At 59.5% G+C, this 18,429-nt stretch carries 14 protein-coding genes and 2 pseudogenes; 8 read left to right on the forward strand and 8 right to left on the reverse strand.

Going from position 1 to position 18,429, the window contains the following annotated elements; all coding sequences use genetic code 11:
* The first annotated feature begins 29 nt into the window (after positions 1–29).
* From dnaN to L9Z73_RS04400, 5 genes and pseudogenes are all read left to right on the forward strand, one after another.
* Positions 30–1,133: a DNA polymerase III subunit beta gene (dnaN, locus tag L9Z73_RS04380; RefSeq protein WP_169876573.1), complete on the forward strand. Its 1,104-nt coding sequence runs from the start codon at positions 30–32 to the stop codon at positions 1,131–1,133.
* 20 nt (positions 1,134–1,153) lie between these two features.
* Positions 1,154–2,257: a DNA replication/repair protein RecF gene (recF, locus tag L9Z73_RS04385; protein ID WP_010565854.1), complete on the forward strand. Its 1,104-nt coding sequence runs from the start codon at positions 1,154–1,156 to the stop codon at positions 2,255–2,257.
* A gap of 4 nt (positions 2,258–2,261) precedes the next feature.
* Entirely contained in the window at positions 2,262–4,679 is a 2,418-nt protein-coding gene (gyrB, locus tag L9Z73_RS04390) for a DNA topoisomerase (ATP-hydrolyzing) subunit B (protein ID WP_247396744.1), read from the forward strand.
* A 268-nt stretch (positions 4,680–4,947) separates the two neighbouring features.
* Positions 4,948–5,487: a kinase inhibitor gene (locus tag L9Z73_RS04395; RefSeq protein ID WP_247396745.1), complete on the forward strand. Its 540-nt coding sequence runs from the start codon at positions 4,948–4,950 to the stop codon at positions 5,485–5,487.
* Between the two features lie 5 nt (positions 5,488–5,492).
* Positions 5,493–6,311: pseudogene (locus tag L9Z73_RS04400) on the forward strand (helix-turn-helix transcriptional regulator).
* 85 nt (positions 6,312–6,396) lie between these two features.
* On the opposite strand, the gene L9Z73_RS04405 reads toward L9Z73_RS04400, so the two are convergent.
* The gene (locus L9Z73_RS04405) at positions 6,397–7,119 is read right to left on the reverse strand and encodes a response regulator transcription factor (RefSeq protein ID WP_247396746.1); all 723 of its coding nucleotides are present in this window, start codon (positions 7,117–7,119) and stop codon (positions 6,397–6,399) included.
* A 435-nt stretch (positions 7,120–7,554) separates the two neighbouring features.
* Between L9Z73_RS04405 and L9Z73_RS04410 the strand changes: the two genes are divergently transcribed.
* Positions 7,555–9,834 carry a CHASE2 and HATPase_c domain-containing protein gene (locus L9Z73_RS04410; RefSeq protein WP_247396748.1) on the forward strand — a complete coding sequence of 760 codons (2,280 nt, stop codon included), beginning with the start codon at positions 7,555–7,557 and terminating at the stop codon, positions 9,832–9,834.
* Between the two features lie 183 nt (positions 9,835–10,017).
* Here the strand turns inward: L9Z73_RS04410 and L9Z73_RS04415 are convergent, their stop codons facing one another.
* From L9Z73_RS04415 to glyQ, 4 genes are all read right to left on the reverse strand, one after another.
* Positions 10,018–10,788, reverse strand: a complete 771-nt coding sequence (locus tag L9Z73_RS04415; protein WP_247396750.1) for a lysophospholipid acyltransferase family protein — start codon at positions 10,786–10,788, stop codon at positions 10,018–10,020.
* Positions 10,789–10,870: 82 nt separating this feature from the next.
* Positions 10,871–11,410 (reverse strand): D-glycero-beta-D-manno-heptose 1,7-bisphosphate 7-phosphatase, encoded by a 540-nt coding sequence (gene gmhB / locus L9Z73_RS04420; protein WP_247396770.1) that lies wholly within the window; start codon positions 11,408–11,410, stop codon positions 10,871–10,873.
* Positions 11,410–13,464 (reverse strand): glycine--tRNA ligase subunit beta, encoded by a 2,055-nt coding sequence (gene glyS / locus L9Z73_RS04425; protein WP_247396753.1) that lies wholly within the window; start codon positions 13,462–13,464, stop codon positions 11,410–11,412. Before glyS ends, gmhB begins: the two co-directional genes overlap by 1 nt.
* Positions 13,461–14,414: a glycine--tRNA ligase subunit alpha gene (gene glyQ / locus L9Z73_RS04430; RefSeq protein WP_003213601.1), complete on the reverse strand. Its 954-nt coding sequence runs from the start codon at positions 14,412–14,414 to the stop codon at positions 13,461–13,463. Before glyQ ends, glyS begins: the two co-directional genes overlap by 4 nt.
* A gap of 81 nt (positions 14,415–14,495) precedes the next feature.
* Between glyQ and L9Z73_RS04435 the strand changes: the two genes are divergently transcribed.
* Both L9Z73_RS04435 and L9Z73_RS04440 read left to right on the forward strand, forming a co-directional pair.
* Positions 14,496–15,053: a DNA-3-methyladenine glycosylase I gene (locus L9Z73_RS04435; protein ID WP_247396758.1), complete on the forward strand. Its 558-nt coding sequence runs from the start codon at positions 14,496–14,498 to the stop codon at positions 15,051–15,053.
* Between the two features lie 40 nt (positions 15,054–15,093).
* Positions 15,094–15,981, forward strand: a complete 888-nt coding sequence (locus tag L9Z73_RS04440) for a lysophospholipid acyltransferase (protein ID WP_247396760.1) — start codon at positions 15,094–15,096, stop codon at positions 15,979–15,981.
* Positions 15,982–16,103: 122 nt separating this feature from the next.
* Here L9Z73_RS04440 and L9Z73_RS04445 read toward each other — a convergent pair whose 3' ends face one another.
* From L9Z73_RS04445 to L9Z73_RS04455, 3 genes and pseudogenes are all read right to left on the reverse strand, one after another.
* Entirely contained in the window at positions 16,104–16,415 is a 312-nt protein-coding gene (locus tag L9Z73_RS04445) for a hypothetical protein (RefSeq protein WP_247396762.1), read from the reverse strand.
* A gap of 19 nt (positions 16,416–16,434) precedes the next feature.
* Positions 16,435–17,808: a Trk system potassium transporter TrkA gene (trkA, locus tag L9Z73_RS04450; RefSeq protein ID WP_247396765.1), complete on the reverse strand. Its 1,374-nt coding sequence runs from the start codon at positions 17,806–17,808 to the stop codon at positions 16,435–16,437.
* A 22-nt stretch (positions 17,809–17,830) separates the two neighbouring features.
* A pseudogene (locus L9Z73_RS04455) lies at positions 17,831–18,429 on the reverse strand (16S rRNA (cytosine(967)-C(5))-methyltransferase RsmB); the annotation flags it as partial.

Below are 18,429 nucleotides of genomic sequence, written 5' to 3' on the forward strand. Positions count from 1 at the left end.
CGCAGCTTATTAAGGCAAGGGACTAGACCATGCACTTCACCATTCAACGCGAAGCCCTGTTGAAACCCCTGCAACTGGTCGCAGGCGTCGTCGAGCGCCGACAGACCTTGCCGGTACTTTCCAACGTATTACTGGTTGTCGAAGGCCAGCAATTGTCCCTGACCGGCACCGACCTGGAAGTCGAACTGGTGGGCCGTGTTCAGCTGGAAGAGCCCGCTGAACCTGGCGAGATCACTGTGCCCGCGCGCAAGCTGATGGATATCTGCAAGAGCTTGCCCAACGACGCGCTGATCGATATCAAGGTCGATGAGCAGAAGCTGGTGGTCAAGGCCGGTCGCAGCCGCTTCACCTTGTCGACCCTGCCGGCCAATGACTTCCCTACCGTGGAAGAAGGCCCGGGTTCGCTGACCTGCAGCCTGGAGCAAAGCAAACTGCGCCGTTTGATCGAGCGCACCAGCTTCGCCATGGCCCAGCAGGACGTGCGTTATTACCTTAACGGTATGTTGCTGGAAGTATCGGAAGGCATTATTCGCGCCGTGGCCACCGACGGTCACCGCCTGGCCATGTGTTCGATGAAGGCCGATATCGGTCAGCCGGACCGTCACCAGGTGATCGTGCCGCGCAAAGGTATCCTCGAACTGGCGCGCCTGCTCACCGAGCCGGACGGCAACGTCAGCATCGTCCTGGGCCAGCACCACATCCGCGCCACCACCGGCGAGTTCACCTTCACCTCCAAGCTGGTTGACGGCAAGTTCCCGGATTACGAGCGTGTACTGCCTAAAGGTGGCGACAAGCTGGTGGTCGGTGATCGCCAGGCTCTGCGTGAGGCGTTCAGCCGTACTGCGATTCTGTCCAACGAAAAGTACCGGGGTATTCGCCTGCAACTGGCCAACGGCCAACTGAAGATCCAGGCCAACAACCCGGAACAGGAAGAAGCGGAAGAAGAAGTGGGCGTCGACTACAACGGCGGTTCGCTGGAAATCGGCTTCAACGTGAGCTACTTGTTGGACGTGCTGGGTGTGATGACCACCGAACAGGTTCGCCTGATTCTGTCCGACTCCAACAGCAGTGCACTGGTGCAAGAATCCGACAACGACGACTCGGCTTACGTTGTTATGCCGATGCGTCTGTAATCATGCTCAGCAGAAGCTAGATGTCCCTCAGTCGCGTCTCGGTCACCGCGGTGCGCAATCTGCACCCGGTGACCTTCTCCCCCTCCCCCCGCATCAATATCCTCCATGGCGCCAACGGCAGTGGCAAAACCAGCGTGCTGGAAGCCATCCATCTGCTGGGGCTCGCTCGGTCTTTCCGCAGTGCCCGCCTGTTACCGGTGATTCAGTACGAACAATTGGCGTGTACGGTGTTTGGTCAGGTCGAATTGGCTGAAGGTGGCCACAGCAGCCTGGGGATATCCCGTGATCGCGGCGGCGAGTTTCAGATCCGCATCGATGGGCAAAATGCCCGCAGTGCGGCGCAGTTGGCAGAAATCCTGCCGCTGCAGTTGATCAACCCTGACAGTTTCCGTTTGCTGGAAGGCGCGCCGAAAATCCGTAGGCAGTTCCTCGATTGGGGAGTGTTCCACGTGGAACCGCGCTTCATGGCCACTTGGCAGCGCCTGCAGAAGGCCTTGCGGCAGCGGAACTCATGGCTGCGGCATGGTACACTTGACGCCGCTTCACAAGCAGCCTGGGACCGGGAACTGTGTCTGGCCAGCGATGAAATAGATGAATACCGCCGTGCCTATATCAAAGCCTTGAAACCAGTCTTTGAGCAGACCTTGAGTGAGTTGTTAGACCTCGAAGGGCTGACGCTGAGCTACTACCGCGGTTGGGACAAAGAGCGTGAACTGAGCGCAGTGCTCGCCACGTCCTTGCAGCGGGATCAGCAAATCGGCCACACCCAGGCCGGCCCCCAGCGCGCTGATTTGCGTCTTCGGTTAGGCGCACATAATGCCGCGGATATCTTGTCCCGCGGCCAGCAGAAGTTGGTGGTGTGTGCATTGCGTATCGCCCAAGGGCACTTGGTTAGCCAAGCCCGGCGCGGTCAATGTATTTATCTGGTGGATGATTTGCCGTCAGAACTCGACGAGCAACACCGCCGTGCGTTATGCCGCTTGTTGGAAGACTTACGCTGCCAGGTGTTTATCACCTGTGTAGACCACGAATTATTGAGGGAAGGCTGGCAGACGGAAACGCCAGTCGCTTTGTTCCACGTGGAACAAGGCCGTATCACCCAGACCCACGACCATCGGGAGTGAAGGCATGAGCGAAGAACACACGTACGACTCGACCAGCATTAAAGTGCTGAAAGGTTTGGATGCCGTACGCAAACGTCCCGGTATGTACATTGGCGACACCGATGATGGTAGCGGTCTGCACCACATGGTGTTCGAGGTGGTCGACAACTCCATCGACGAAGCTCTGGCCGGTCACTGCGACGACATCAGCATTATCATTCATCCGGATGAGTCCATCACCGTGCGCGACAACGGTCGTGGCATTCCGGTAGACGTGCATAAAGAAGAAGGCGTTTCGGCGGCAGAGGTCATCATGACCGTGCTCCACGCCGGCGGTAAGTTCGACGACAACTCCTATAAAGTCTCCGGCGGTCTGCACGGTGTCGGTGTGTCGGTGGTGAACGCACTGTCCAAAGAGCTGATCCTAACGGTGCGCCGTAGCGGCAAAATCTGGGAACAGACCTACATCCATGGTGTTCCACAAGAACCGATGAGGATCGTTGGCGAGAGTGAATCTACCGGTACGCAGATCCACTTCAAGCCCTCGGCTGAAACCTTCAAGAACATCCACTTTAGCTGGGACATCCTGGCCAAGCGGATTCGTGAACTGTCCTTCCTCAACTCCGGTGTTGGCATCGTCCTCAAGGATGAGCGCAGCGGCAAGGAAGAGCTGTTCAAATACGAAGGCGGCCTGCGTGCGTTCGTTGAATACCTGAACACCAACAAGACTGCGGTCAACCAGGTGTTCCACTTCAATGTTCAGCGTGAAGACGGCATCGGCGTGGAAATCGCCCTGCAGTGGAACGACAGCTTCAACGAGAACCTGTTGTGCTTCACCAACAACATTCCACAGCGCGACGGCGGTACTCACTTAGTGGGTTTCCGTTCCGCACTGACGCGTAACCTGAACACCTACATCGAAGCCGAAGGCCTGGCCAAGAAGCATAAAGTCGCCACCACCGGTGACGATGCCCGTGAAGGTCTGACTGCGATTATTTCGGTGAAAGTACCGGACCCTAAGTTCAGCTCCCAGACCAAAGACAAGCTGGTGTCTTCCGAAGTGAAGACCGCCGTGGAACAGGAGATGGGCAAGTACTTCTCCGACTTCCTGTTGGAAAACCCGAACGAAGCCAAGCTGGTTGTCGGCAAGATGATCGACGCAGCACGTGCCCGTGAAGCGGCGCGTAAAGCCCGTGAGATGACCCGCCGTAAAGGCGCGCTGGACATCGCCGGCCTGCCGGGCAAACTGGCTGACTGCCAGGAGAAGGACCCTGCCCTTTCCGAGCTGTACCTGGTGGAAGGTGACTCTGCTGGCGGTTCCGCCAAGCAGGGTCGTAACCGTCGCACCCAGGCCATCCTGCCGTTGAAGGGTAAGATCCTCAACGTCGAGAAAGCGCGCTTCGACAAGATGATTTCCTCCCAGGAAGTCGGCACCTTGATCACGGCGTTGGGCTGCGGTATTGGCCGCGATGAGTACAACATCGACAAGCTGCGTTATCACAACATCATCATCATGACCGATGCTGACGTCGACGGTTCGCACATCCGTACCCTGCTGCTGACCTTCTTCTTCCGTCAGTTGCCGGAGCTGATCGAGCGCGGCTACATCTACATCGCCCAGCCGCCGTTGTACAAAGTCAAAAAGGGCAAGCAAGAGCAATACATCAAAGACGACGACGCCATGGAAGAGTACATGACGCAGTCGGCCCTGGAAGATGCCAGCCTGCACCTGAACGACGAAGCGCCGGGCATTTCCGGAGCGGCGCTGGAGCGCCTGGTCAACGACTTCCGCATGGTCATGAAGACCCTCAAGCGTCTGTCGCGCCTGTACCCTCAGGAACTGACCGAGCACTTCATCTACCTGCCGGCCGTGAGCCTGGAACAGTTGGGCGATCACGCAGCAATGCAGGATTGGCTGGCCCAGTACGAATTGCGCCTACGCACCGTCGAGAAATCCGGCCTGGTCTACAAAGCCAGCCTGCGTGAAGACCGTGAACGTAATGTGTGGCTGCCCGAGGTCGAATTGATTTCCCACGGCCTGTCCAACTACGTCACCTTCAACCGCGACTTCTTTGGCAGCAATGACTACAAAACTGTCGTTACCCTGGGCGCACAACTGAGCACCCTGCTGGACGACGGCGCTTATATCCAGCGTGGTGAACGCAAGAAGCAGGTCAGGGAATTCAAGGAAGCCCTTGACTGGCTGATGGCGGAAAGCACCAAGCGCCACACCATCCAGCGCTACAAAGGTCTGGGCGAGATGAACCCGGATCAACTGTGGGAAACCACCATGGACCCGGCTCAGCGCCGTATGCTGCGCGTGACCATCGAAGACGCCATCGGCGCAGATCAGATCTTCAACACCCTGATGGGTGATGCGGTCGAGCCTCGCCGTGACTTCATCGAGACCAACGCGTTGGCGGTGTCTAACCTGGATTTCTGATCCAAGTTGTAGGTTCTCAAAGTAGTTGATCATCTTCACAAATAGATGAATCGACGAACTTAGGAAAAAGGCCAATTCTCTGAATTGGCCTTTTTTTGTGCTCGAAAATTCGGTCTCCGACGACGCCCATCCGTAGGTCGTAACAACTGCGAAAAGATAGCCTGAAAAAATCGAGCATTTCGGCACTTTTGTCGAGCGTTTCGGCACAGTAACCGCTCTTTGTTCAATCTATCCTCGAGGCCCACCTAAAAACTCAGATGGAGTCGCGATGAAAATCAGATTAGTCCTGCCTGCACTTTCCATGGCAGTAGCACTCAGTGGTTACGCTGCCGACTTCTCACTGACCAGCCGGGATATTGCTGACAACCGCCCGCTGAGCAGTCGTGAAGTGTTCCAAGGTTTCGGTTGCGAAGGCGGCAATACGTCTCCTGAGCTTTCCTGGAAAAACGCCCCCGCAGGTACTAAAAGTTACGCGATCACGGTCTACGATCCCGATGCACCGACCGGTAGTGGTTGGTGGCATTGGACGGTGGTTAACTTACCCGCTTCTACCAATAGCTTGCCGAGAGGAGTGGGAGCGAACCTGCCTGCCGGTGCGGTACAAGGGCGAACCGATTATGGCCTGCCGGGATTTGGCGGGGTTTGCCCTCCTGTAGGGGATAAACCCCATCGTTATCAATTCACCGTATGGGCATTGAAAGTGGATAAGCTACCACTCGACGGTGAGGCCAGTGGTGCCTTGGTTGGGTACATGCTCAATGCCAATGCCCTGGCCAAAGCGACCATTACTTCAACTTACGGACGTTAAGAACAATGCGCCCCTGTGACGGCATACAGCACCGGGAAAACATTATCGATGCGTGTGTCATACGGGCGCGACAGCCCATTACCTTGCCAAGGGTGCCGGTGCTCGTGACCACCTTATGTCGAGTGCGACAGGGGGAAAAACTGTTGCAATGGGATGACAGGGAGATGCGCGCGGGGCCACAACATCTGATTCTGATGCCGGCCGGACGCGAGCTTGGTATCTCAAACTTCCCTGGACTTCACGGTCACTACGTAGCCGATGCGGTGACGTTTCCCGTCTCGACATTGCGTAACTTCAGCGCCCGATATAGCCAGCAGATCATGAGCCGTCGCGGTGTACTGAAGACCGATCTATGCGTACCGCTGGACAGGCACACAACGCAGGCATGGGATCAGCTATTGGCCTCTATCAATGCGAACGCGCCGGACGCATTACGCACGCTCTATGGGGAAGCGGTTCTTCTAAGCCTGTGCCTTGGCGGCCAGCTCGGACCTCTGCTGATGGGGCGCAACGACCCCATTTGCGAACGAGTTTAGCAGATGTTAATGGGCAGCCCGGAGAGAGACTGGACGGTTGCGAGCGTCGCACAACACCTGAACCTGGGTGAGTCGACGTTGCGTCGCCAACTGGCGAATGAGGGGGATAGTTTCAGGCATATTCTGGAGGGCGTTCGACTGGCGACAGCGTTGCAATGGTTGCAAACGTCTTCCCGCCCAATTGGTGAAATTGCCGGTGCCTGCGGTTACGCCTCGGCCTCGCGTTTTGCGGTGCGCTTTCGCTCACACTATGGCCTGTCGCCACGTGAATTGCGTGCAGCGATTTAAGCACTGCATTCCGCTGAGGTTTGACCCGTTTTATTAGCTAAAGAACACTGCCCATAAAAATGCTCCACGTGGAACATCAGTATTTTTAGCCGGCCGATGCTGCGGCCACACTCTCCAACCGATACCCATACCCATAGATCGTCAACAGTTGCCAACCCCTATCCGCGGTCAACCCCAGCTTGTTTCGCAGCCGGTAGATATGCGTATCCAGAGGCCGTGACGAGACCATTTCTTCATGGGTCCAGAACCGTTCATACAGATACTCGCGAGACAATGGGCGAGCCAGGTTTGCGAACAGGCAACTGGCCAGGCGGTATTCGCGTTCGGTCAGGTTGATCGGTTTTCCCGCGCGGGTGACGGTCAGTTCGGCATCGTCAAAGGTCAGGTCGTTGAAGTTTTGCACTTCAGGGGTCGCCGACTTTTGCAGACCGTGGCGACGTAGAACGGCGCTGACCCGGGCTTTGAGTTCATTCGGGCGAAAGGGTTTACTGACGTAATCGTCGGCGCCGCTGTTCAGGGCGGTGACGATATCGCTCTCGGCATCACGGCTGGTGAGCATGATCACCGCAGGGGGCGACTCCATGTGTTCACGGGTCCAGCGCAGCAGGGCGAGACCGCTGATATCGGGCAGTTGCCAGTCGAGTATCAGCAGGTCGAAGGTTTCCCGGCGCAGTTGGCGCAGCAGGTCTTCACCGCGTTCGAAGCAATGCACGGACCAGGGCTGTTCCGCGCTGCTGGGGATCTGTCGCAGTGTCTGTTCCACCCGCTGCAATTCAGCGGGTTCGTCATCCAGTATTGCGACACGCATGGGTAGGTCCTTTCAACTTGAAATATTTCAGCTGTCGGCCGGTCGAAGAGCGGGCGTCCTTGCTGCGCGAATGCCGGTCATTGAATCTGAAGAATTGTGGTCAGATTCAACGAGCCATGGGATCTCTCGGTACGCTGATATCAAAGGGCCGTTAATGCTTTGAAAACCGTGTGGCTCAGTGGGAAAGATACCGACTCCCGTGCGTAAGGAAAAGGATCAGTGCTACTGGCATTGCATAGCCCTGCGCGCAGCTGATACCGCGCCCCGATGTACGGTATGTTTCTACCAACGCATTCAGGAAAACCCCTGGGGCGAGCAAAATGAGCTTCACTGGGTTCAGCACCACACCGCGCACCACCTGGACGGAGAAACCGGGTCTATGACATCTTCAACTATCCATTTTCAGCAGCGGTGCGGGTTCCCGGCGGTCGCGCTGTGAAGCTGTGGCGCAAGGCCGAAAAGCGCCAGCCCACGCAAGCGCAGCTTTTGTTCCACGGCCTGGTCCGCGAGTGGTTGTGGATTGGCCTGGTGTTGCTGCCCTTCACCGCGTATCTGTCTTTAAGCTCAAGCCTTGCCTTTAACAGCCCGTTGTATGACAGCCTTCGCCGCCTGACTCCCCTGCCGGTTGATCCGCGTATTTTGCTGGTGACCATCGATGACCAAAGCCTGAAGAAGCTGGGTCAATGGCCGTGGCCCCGCAGCCTGCATGCGGACTTGATCAACCGTCTGAGCGCGGCCCAGCCGACAGCGATCTTGTTCGATGTGATCTTCAATGACGCGGGTAACACCGCCGATGACCAGCGACTGGCGGATGCGGTGTGCAACGCCGGCAACGTTCTGCTGCCCCTGGAACGCGATGGCACCGCGAGCTTAAGCCCGGCAGGCGAGCAGCTGTTACCGCTGCTCAAGTGTGCCAAGGGACTGGGCCATATCAATGTCGAAGCAGACAGCGACGGTGCTGTCCGTAGCCTGTATCTGCGCGAAGGCCCGCCTGGGAGCACCCTCCCGCAGTTGGCGTGGCAGGCGTATAGGTTGAGCGGGCAAACCGCGCAAATGCCTGGGCGCAGCGAGCAACCCAACACTCAGCGCTGGCATCGGGAATTCAGGGTTCGTGTCCCGTTCACGTCTGAGCAACATGCGTTTCCCAGTGTGTCCTATGTCAGCGTATTACACGGCGAAGTACCGGCCGAGTTGCTGCGTGACCGCCTGATCCTGGTGGGCGCGAGCGCCTATGGGTTGGGTGACCGTTTTGTAACGCCGCTCTCCTCCACTCCAGATACCACTGCGGGCGTGGAGATCCAGGCCAATGTGCTCAACGGCTTGTTGCAGGAGCGCAGCATTGTCGATCTCCCCGGCTGGCTCGCGGCACTGATTGCAACCGCCTGGGTAGCGTTGCTGCTAGGCCTATTGTTGTACCGTCCGCGCTACGCCCTGTGGATGACCTTGGGGTGCATGGCCGGCGCATTGCTCGGCGCGTGGGCGCTGTTACGCCTTGGTCACTGGTGGTCGCCCGCCGCGTGCCTGATCGGCTTGTTGCTCAGCTACCTGATCTGGAACTGGCGCCGCTTGAGCGTGATCCTCGCGTACTTTGGCTGGGAACTGGCGCGACTGGACAACGAACCCAAGGTGCTGCCCGAGCGCCGCCGTGCGCCCGCGAACAAAGGCGATGTGTTGCAAGGGCGCATCTTTGCCCTGGAGCAGGCCGTTAGTCGGACCCGTGACACCCGACGCTTCATGGCCGATGGCCTTGAATGCCTACCGGTGGCGACCCTGATCACCGACCCCAGGGGCAACATCCTGTTGGCCAACCGTATTGCCCGCGAAGTATTCGGTAATGATCTGGTCAACGAAAACCTGCTCGAACAACTCGCCGACCTGGGCTATCCGCCGCTGCATAACGGCGTGCGCCCGGCCCTGTCAGCCCTGGAAATCGTGGAGTTCCGTGACATCCACCAACGCAGCCTGCGCATGGAAATCGCGCCCCTGCTGCCCGCTGAAGGTGATATCGCCCTCGGCTGGTTGCTTAGCCTGACCGACTTGAGCAAGGAACGCGAAGCCCAGCAACACCGCGAAACCATGCTGCGCTTCCTGTCACACGACCTGCGTGCGCCGCACTCGGCGATCCTCGCGTTGCTGGACGTGCATAACGCTGAGTCCCCGGTGTTTGCCCAGATTGAGCAGCAGGTTCGACGCGCCTTGAGCCTCACCGAATCGTTCGTACAGCTGGCGAAAGCCGAGGCTGACGGCTACCACTTCCAGCCAACCCTATTTGCCATGCTGGTGATGGATGCGTTTGACCAAGTGGCGGTGATCGCCCAGCTCAAGGGCATCCAGTTGGTCAACGACCTGGACGAGGCGGATGAAGGCATGGTGTCGGCCGATCAGTCCCTGCTTACCCGCGCATTGTTCAACGTGCTGGAGAACGCGATCAAATACTCGCCGTCCGGAACCACCGTGAGGTTGAGCCACGGCAGCGCGCAAGGTTGGTTGGAATGTCGCATCAGCGACCAGGGCCCAGGCATTGCGGCAGAGGATTTGCCGGAACTGTTCAGCCAGTATCGCCGCTTCGATTCCGCCCAAGGCAGCGAAGGCCTTGGGTTGGGCCTGACCATGGTCAAGGCCGTCGTGGAGCGTCATGGTGGCCGTATCTGCTGCGAAAGCGTGGTGAGCAAAGGCACCACATTCACCTTGCAACTGCCCCTGCTGGAAGACTGACAAAACGGGCTTTTGCGCTGTGTATAAAAAACCGGTCTCAAGGACCGGTTTCTTTATGCAAAAAAATACTTATGCACGGTTTTTGTATTTTTATGAGTTCTGGAAATATCTAAGTAAATCAGCTTGTTATGAAGAAAAAATGGCGTTTTTCGAACAAACCGTACACAGGTTATCCACAGATTCTCAGACTACCGGCGTGTCCACCACCACCGGCTTCGGCGGTAGCGAACCCATGGCACGTTGCTGGGCTTCATTCCAGGCTGCAGCGCGGTCATTCAGCGCGGCAATTGCACGTGGCCCTTCACCTTCGGCGTACATCGGTTCCCCAATCACCACGGTGATGGTGCCTGCACGTTTTAACCAACCGGTTTTTGGCCAGAACCTGCCGGCGTTGTGTGCAATCGGTAAAACAGGCAGGTTGGCGTTGACGGCCAACGCAGTGCCGCCGCGTGAGAACTTGCCGACGGTGCCGTAGGGCACACGCGTACCTTCCGGGAAGATCAGTACCCAAACGCCGTCCTTGAGTAGCTCGTCGCCCTTTTTGGCCACATGCTTGAGCGCCGCCTTGGGGTTGTCACGGTCGATGGCGATCGGGCGCAGCATCGCCATGGCCCAACCGAAGAACGGCACGTACAGCAGCTCACGCTTGAGCACTTGGCTCAGGGGCGAGAAGTACGCCGAGAGGAAGAACGTCTCCCATGTGCTCTGGTGGTTCGACAGAATCACACAGGGCTGATCCGGGACGTTTTCCGCGCCCTTGACCTCGAAGCGAATGTTCAGGAACACCTTGGTCAGCCACAACGCGCAGCGGCACCAATAGACGTTGATGAAGCGATAGCGCGCCTTGAACGGCAGGAAAGGCGCGATAAAAAAGCTCAGGGTGCACCAGAGAAACGAACTGGTGCCCAACAGCAGGTAAAAGAAGAAGGTTCTGATGGCCTGCAAAATCGACATGGCGGCATTTACCGTTGCGGGACACAGCCCGCCTGTTAAAGGCGCACTCCCGAACAATCCTTGGTCAGGAAGTCGAGGGTGGCTAGTTGTTGATAAGTTCTGCGGCAACCGCCGCCAGATCGTCAAAAATCAAGGTGCCTACCGGCAGGTTTTTCGCCTGGGTCTTTTCGCCTTTCCCGGTCTTTACCAAAACTGGCTGAGAGTCGACGGCTTTGGCCGCCTCCAGGTCACCGAGGCTGTCCCCGACGAACCATAGCCCAGCCAGGGGCACGTTGTAATGTTCTGAAATAGTTTTCAACATGCCGGGCTTGGGCTTGCGGCATTCGCAGCCCTCATCCGGCCCGTGGGGGCAGTACACCACCAGCCCTACCTCACCGCCCTGCTCCGCCACCAACGTGCGCAAGCGCGCGTGCATGGCGTCCAGGGTTGCGATGTCGTAGTAGCCGCGGGCGATGCCGGACTGGTTGGTGGCGACGGCCACCGTCCAGCCGGCTTTGCTCAACTGCGCGATGGCCTCAATCGCGCCGGGCAGTGGGATCCATTCCTCCACCGACTTGATGTAAGCGTCGGAGTCGTAATTGATCACCCCGTCCCGATCGAGAATCAGCAGTTTCAACATGATCAGCCCAGTACGGAAATGTCTGCGATGTTGATGAACAGACCGCGCAGACGCGCCAGCATGGCGTAGCGGTTTTTCCGCACGCCGGCATCTTCGGCATTGATCATCACCGCTTCGAAGAACGCATCCACCGGCTCACGCAACGTGGCCAGGCGCGCCAGTGCTTCGGCGTAGTTACGCTCGGCGATCAACGGCTTCACCGCATTTTCTGCCTTGGCGATGGCCGAGTTCAGCGAGAACTCCTTGGCATCGGCGAACAGGCCAGGGTCGACATCGGCGTTGCCCAGGCCTTCGGCCTTGCTCAGCAGGTTCGACACACGCTTGTTCACGGCGGCCAGGGCATCGGCTTCCGGCAGTTTGCGGAAGGCTTGTACGGCTTGCACACGCTGGTCGAAGTCCAGCGCCGAACCCGGTTGCAGGGCACGTACCGACAGGTACACCGAAACGTCCACGCCTTCGTCTTCGTAACGCGCACGCAGGCGGTCGAACACGAACTCCAGCACTTGCTCGGCCAGGCCGGTTTGCTTGACCTTGCCACCGAACTGGCCGACCGCGAACACGACGGCCTGGGTCAGGTCGAGGTCGAGCTTCTTGTCGATCAGGATACGCAGCACGCCCAGGGCCGCACGGCGCAGGGCATACGGGTCTTTGCTACCGGTGGGCAGCATGCCGATGCCGAAGATACCGACGAGGGTGTCCAGCTTGTCGGCAATGGCCACGGCCGCACCGGTCAGGGTGGTCGGCAACTCGGCGCCGGCACCGCGCGGCATGTACTGCTCGTTCAGGGCCAGGGCGACATCGTCCGGCTCGCCGTCGTTGAGGGCGTAGTAGTAACCGGCAACACCTTGCATTTCCGGGAACTCGCCAACCATTTCGGTGGCCAGGTCGCACTTGGACAGCAGGCCGGCACGCGCGGCCCAGGCGGTATCACCGCCGATACGCGGAGCAATGTAGGCGGCCAGTTTGGAAACGCGCACAGCCTTGTCGTAGACGCTGCCGAGTTTTTCCTGGAACACCACGTTTTGCAGGCGCAGGTTGAAGTCTTCGAGCTTCTGCTTCTTGTCTTGCTTGAAGAAGAACTCGGCGTCGGTCAGGCGCGGGCGCACGACTTTCTCGTTACCGGCGATGATCTGCTGCGGGTCCTTGCTTTCGATGTTGGCCACGGTGATGAAGCGCGGCAGCAATTTGCCGTCCACGTCCAACAGGCAGAAGTACTTCTGGTTGTCCTGCATCGTGATGATCAGGGCTTCTTGCGGTACATCGAGGAAACGCTCTTCGAACGAGCACACCAGCGGCACTGGCCATTCAACCAGGGCGGTCACTTCGTCCAACAGGCTTGGCGGCACGATGGCGGTGCCTTCCTGCAGGCGGGCCAGCTCTTCAGTGCGCTTGCTGATCAGCTCGCGACGCTCGTTGGCATCGGCCAGCACATAGGCGGCGCGCAGGTCGTTGAGGTAGTTGGCCGGCGCGGTGATACGCACGCTTTGCGGGTGGTGGAAGCGGTGACCACGGGAATCGCGGCCGGCTTTCTGGGCAAGGATGGTGCAATCGATGACCTGGTCACCGAGCAGCATCACCAGCCACTGGGTCGGACGCACGAACTCTTCCTTGCGCGCACCCCAGCGCATGCGCTTGGGGATAGGCAGGTCGTTCAGGGAGTCTTCGACAATAGTCGGCAACAGGCTGGCCGTCGGCTTGCCTTTGATGACCTGGCTAAAGCGCAGTTTCGGGCCGCTCTGGTCGATCTCGCTCAGCTCGACGCCACACTTCTTGGCAAAGCCCAGTGCCGCTTGGGTCGGCTTGCCTTCGGCGTCGAAGGCAGCCTGGCGTGGCGGGCCGTCGAGGTTGATGCTGCGGTCCGGCTGCTGGGTTTCCAGCGCGGTCAACAACACCGCCAGACGGCGCGGCGCGGCATAGACCTGCTTCGCCTCAAACTTCAGGCCGGCGCTTTGCAGGCCTTTTTCGATACCGGCCAGGAACGCATCGGCCAGGGTGTTCAGCGCCTTGGGTGGCAGCTCTTCGGTGCCCAGTTCAACCAGAAAATCTTGAGCACTCATTGTGCAGCCTCCAGCTTAGCCAACACTTCATCACGCAGGTCCGGGGTTGCCATCGGGAAGCCCAGCTTGGCACGTGCCAGCAGGTAGGCTTGGGCGACGGAACGCGCCAGGGTGCGTACACGCAGAATATATTGCTGGCGCGCAGTCACCGAGATGGCGCGGCGGGCATCCAGCAGGTTGAAGGTATGGGACGCCTTCAACACCATTTCATAGCTCGGCAACGGCAGCGGCTGGTCGAGTTCGATCAGGCGCTTGGCTTCGCTTTCATAGAAGTCGAACAGTTCGAACAGCTTCTCGACGTTGGCGTGTTCGAAGTTATAGGTCGACTGCTCCACTTCGTTCTGGTGGAACACATCGCCGTAGGTCACTTTGCCGAACGGGCCGTCTGCCCACACCAGGTCGTAGACCGAGTCCACGCCTTGCAGGTACATGGCCAGGCGCTCGAGACCGTAGGTGATCTCGCCGGTCACCGGGTAGCACTCGATGCCGCCCGCTTGCTGGAAGTAGGTGAACTGCGTGACTTCCATGCCGTTGAGCCAGACTTCCCAGCCCAGGCCCCACGCGCCGAGGGTCGGCGATTCCCAGTTGTCTTCGACGAAACGGATGTCGTGGACCAGCGGGTCCAGGCCGACATGTTTCAGCGAGCCCAGGTACAGCTCCTGGAAGTTGTCCGGGTTCGGCTTCAGTACCACCTGGAACTGGTAGTAATGCTGCAGACGGTTCGGGTTTTCGCCGTAGCGGCCGTCAGTCGGGCGTCGACTGGGCTGCACATAAGCGGCGTTCCAGGTTTCCGGGCCGATGGCCCGCAGGAATGTTGCGGTGTGGAAAGTGCCGGCGCCTACTTCCATATCGTAGGGCTGAAGTACCACACAACCTTGCTCGGCCCAGTACTGCTGGAGGGCGAGGATCAAGTCTTGGAAGGTACGCACGGCTGGCGTAGGCTGGCTCACGAAATTCACCTGTTACTTGGGCTGCGATTTAAAGAGCGGGAGTATACCCGATTCGGCCGCGCCACCATCCCCTGGAGCCTTATGCCACGCTGCTTTTGGTGTTCTGAAGATCCGCTGTACATGGCTTATCACGATCAGGAGTGGGGAACGCCGCTGCGCGAAGCGCAGGGTTTGTTCGAGTTACTTTTGCTCGAAGGGTTCCAGGCGGGCCTGTCCTGGATCACCGTTTTACGCAAACGCGAGCATTATCGAAAGGTCTTGTTCGGTTTTGATGCGCAGCGCCTGGCGCGGCTGAGCGATGCCGAAATCGAAGCGTTGATGCTTGATCCGGGCATCGTGCGCAATCGTCTGAAGCTCAACGCCACCCGCCGCAATGCCGCGGCTTGGCTCGCGCTGGAGGACCCGGTGGGGTTGCTTTGGTCGTTTGTCGGCGGCGTGCCTAAGGTCAATCACTTCAAGGACCGCAGCGAAGTCCCGGCGATTACGCCCGAGGCCGAGGCCATGAGCCGCGCCCTGAAAAAAGCCGGTTTCACCTTTGTCGGGCCGACCATTTGCTACGCGTTCATGCAGGCCTCGGGCATGGTCATGGACCACACCCGGGACTGTGACCGTTACGCGGACTTGGCCAACGCCGGTTAGAATGCGCGCTTTGCGCACCACACACGATCAGGAGTGACCTGTGGAAAAGTTTAAAGGCGCCTTGCTGGTAGGCGCTCTCCGGTTATTTGCCCTGCTGCCCTGGCGCGCCGTGCAAGCCGTAGGTTCGGCGATTGGCTGGATCATGTGGAAAACCCCCAACCGCTCCCGCGACACGGTGCGGATCAACCTGTCCAAATGTTTCCCGGAGATGGACCCGGCCGAGCGCGAACGCCTGGTAGGCCGCAGCCTGATGGACATCGGCAAGTCCCTGACCGAAAGCGCCTGCGCCTGGATCTGGCCGGCCCAACGCTCCATTGACCTGGTGCGCGAAGTCGAAGGCCTGGAAGTCCTCCACGAAGCCCTGGCCTCGGGCAAAGGCGTGGTCGGTATCACCAGCCACTTGGGCAACTGGGAGGTGTTGAACCACTTCTATTGCAGCCAGTGCAAACCGATCATTTTCTACCGCCCGCCGAAGCTCAAGGCGGTGGATGACCTGCTGCGCAAGCAACGCGTGCAACTGGGTAACCGCGTGGCTGCGTCCACCAAAGAAGGCATCCTCAGCGTGATCAAGGAAGTGCGCAAAGGCGGCCAGGTGGGTATTCCGGCCGACCCGGAGCCGGCGGAATCGGCGGGGATCTTCGTGCCGTTCTTCGCCACCCAGGCGCTGACCAGCAAGTTCGTACCGAACATGCTCGCGGGCCACAAGGCGGTCGGCGTGTTCCTGCATGCCCTGCGCCTGCCGGACGGTTCAGGCTACAAAGTGATCCTGGAAGCAGCGCCGGAAGACATGTACAGCACCGACACCGCCACCTCCTGCGCGGCGATGAGCAAAGTGGTGGAGCGTTATGTCGGCGCCTACCCGAGCCAGTACATGTGGAGCATGAAGCGCTTCAAGAAACGCCCGCCGGGTGAGGCGCGTTGGTACTGACTCAAGGGCAACACAAAACAATGTGGGAGGGGGCTTGCCCCCGATAGCGGTGGTTCAGTCACATATGCATCGACTGACACACCGCTATCGGGGGCAAGCCCCCTCCCACATTTGAGTTCTACTTAGGCCTGGCGGTCGAGTTTCTTCAGGAACACCGTCATCTCTTTTTCGGCCTGCTTGTCGCCATGGGCCTGAGCAGCCGCAATCCCCTGCTCCCAGGCCAAGCGTGCCGCCGCACGGTCTTCCAATCCCAACTGCGCCTTACCCAACAACTTCCACGCCGCCGAATACTTCGGATCAAACTCGACACACTTGTGCAAATGCTCGGCCGCCTTGGCGTTGTCCTTCAGGTCCAGATAACCCTTGCCCAGCCCAAAGCGCAGCAGTGCGTTATCCACACCCTTGGCCAGCATCTTCTCCAGGGATTCGAGCATGTCGGTGTACTCCGTTTAATCAGAAAAAGCTCAGCCCCACGTGGAACAGCTTCTCCACATCGCGGATATGTTTTTTATCCACCAAAAACAGGATCACATGGTCGCCGGTGGCAATTACCGTGTCGTCGTGGGCAATGATTACTTCTTCATCGCGAATGATCGCGCCGATGGTGGTACCCGGCGGTAGGCCGATGTCGCGGATGGCCTTGCCGATGACCTTGCTCGACTTCGAATCGCCATGGGCGATCGCCTCGATGGCTTCCGCCGCGCCCCTGCGCAGCGAGTGTACGCTGACGATATCGCCACGGCGCACGTGGGTGAGCAAGGTGCCGATGGTGGCCAACTGCGGGCTGATGGCGATGTCGATATCGCCGCCCTGGACCAGGTCGACATACGCCGGGTTATTGATGATGGTCATCACCTTCTTCGCCCCCAGCCGCTTGGCCAGTAGCGACGACATGATGTTGGCCTCGTCATCGTTGGTCAGGGCCAGGAAGATATCGGCGTCGGCGATGTTTTCTTCCATCAGCAGGTCGCGGTCCGAGGCGCTGCCTTGCAGGACCACGGTGCTGTCGAGGGTGTCGGACAAATGCCGGCAGCGCGCCGGGCTCATCTCGATGATCTTCACTTGGTAGCGGCTCTCGATGGCCTCGGCCAAGCGTTCGCCAATCTGCCCGCCACCGGCGATGACGATGCGTTTATACGTCTCGTCGAGACGGCGCATTTCGCTCATCACGGCACGAATATTCGCTTTGGCGGCGATGAAGAAGACTTCGTCGTCGGCCTCGATCACCGTGTCGCCCTGGGGCAGGATCGGCCGGTCACGCCGGAAAATCGCCGCCACGCGGGTTTCCACATTCGGCATGTGCTCGCGTAGCTGGCGCAGTTGCTGGCCGACCAACGGGCCGCCGTAATAGGCCTTCACGGCGACCAGTTGCGCTTTGCCGTCGGCGAAGTCGATCACCTGCAAGGCGCCGGGAATTTCGATCAGGCGCTTGATGTAATGGGTGACCACCTGCTCCGGGCTGATCAGGACGTCCACCGGGATCGCATCGTTGTCGAACAGGCCGGCGCGGGTCAGGTAGGCGGCTTCACGCACCCGGGCGATCTTGGTCGGGGTGTGGAACAGCGTGTGGGCGACCTGGCACGCGACCATATTGGTCTCGTCGCTGTTGGTCACGGCCACCAGCATGTCGGCATCGTCGGCACCCGCCTGACGCAGCACAGTAGGAAACGACGCACGGCCCTGTACGGTACGAATATCCAGGCGGTCGCCCAGGTTGCGCAGGCGCTCGGCATCGGTGTCGACCACGGTGATGTCGTTGGCTTCGCCGGCCAAATGTTCGGCCAGCGTGCCACCGACCTGCCCTGCCCCAAGGATGATGATTTTCATCCGGTCACTCCCTTTAAACCGTTCAGCCGCGTGCGGCGGCGATCTTGATCAGCTTGGCGTAGTAGAAGCCATCGTGCCCGCCTTCTTGCGCAAGCAATTGGCGACCGTGGGGCTGCTTGATGCCGGCTGCCGTAGCGAGGTCCAGCTCCCGTGCGCCGCTGGTGCGGGCGAGAAAGGCTGCGATGACCTCGGTGTTCTCGGTGGGCAAGGTGGAACAGGTGGCGTAAAGCAGGATGCCGCCGACTTCCAGGGTCGGCCACAACGCGTCGAGCAGTTCGCCTTGCAGCACGGCGAGGGCTGCGATGTCGTCGGGCTGGCGGGTCAGCTTGATGTCCGGGTGGCGACGGATCACGCCGGTGGCGGAACACGGCGCATCGAGCAGGATGCGCTGGAACGGCTTGCCGTCCCACCAGGTGGCGGTGTCGCGGCCGTCGGCGGCGATCAGCTCGGCGTTCAGGCCCAGGCGTGCGAGGTTTTCCCGCACGCGCACCAGGCGTTTGGCTTCCAGGTCGACGGCGACGACACCGGCCAGGTCTTTTTCGACTTCGAGGATGTGACAAGTCTTACCGCCGGGTGCGCAGCAGGCGTCCAGCACGCGCTGGCCCGGGGCCAGGTCGAGCA

The organism is Pseudomonas emilianonis, assembly GCF_023072625.1.
Taxonomy (GTDB): Bacteria; Pseudomonadota; Gammaproteobacteria; order Pseudomonadales; family Pseudomonadaceae; genus Aquipseudomonas; species Aquipseudomonas paraveronii.

Bases quoted from the DNA above. Each gene is read 5' to 3' on its own strand.
- dnaN (WP_169876573.1), top strand. From the start codon at position 30: ATGCACTTCACCATTCAACGCGAAGCCCTGTTGAAACCCCTGCAACTG.
- trkA (WP_247396765.1), bottom strand. From the start codon at position 17,808: ATGAAAATCATCATCCTTGGGGCAGGGCAGGTCGGTGGCACGCTGGCC.
- L9Z73_RS04405 (WP_247396746.1), bottom strand. From the start codon at position 7,119: ATGCGTGTCGCAATACTGGATGACGAACCCGCTGAATTGCAGCGGGTG.
- gyrB (WP_247396744.1), top strand. From the start codon at position 2,262: ATGAGCGAAGAACACACGTACGACTCGACCAGCATTAAAGTGCTGAAA.
- glyS (WP_247396753.1), bottom strand. From the start codon at position 13,464: ATGAGTGCTCAAGATTTTCTGGTTGAACTGGGCACCGAAGAGCTGCCA.
- L9Z73_RS04415 (WP_247396750.1), bottom strand. From the start codon at position 10,788: ATGTCGATTTTGCAGGCCATCAGAACCTTCTTCTTTTACCTGCTGTTG.
- L9Z73_RS04435 (WP_247396758.1), top strand. From the start codon at position 14,496: ATGCCACGCTGCTTTTGGTGTTCTGAAGATCCGCTGTACATGGCTTAT.
- recF (WP_010565854.1), top strand. From the start codon at position 1,154: ATGTCCCTCAGTCGCGTCTCGGTCACCGCGGTGCGCAATCTGCACCCG.
- L9Z73_RS04395 (WP_247396745.1), top strand. From the start codon at position 4,948: ATGAAAATCAGATTAGTCCTGCCTGCACTTTCCATGGCAGTAGCACTC.
- L9Z73_RS04445 (WP_247396762.1), bottom strand. From the start codon at position 16,415: ATGCTCGAATCCCTGGAGAAGATGCTGGCCAAGGGTGTGGATAACGCA.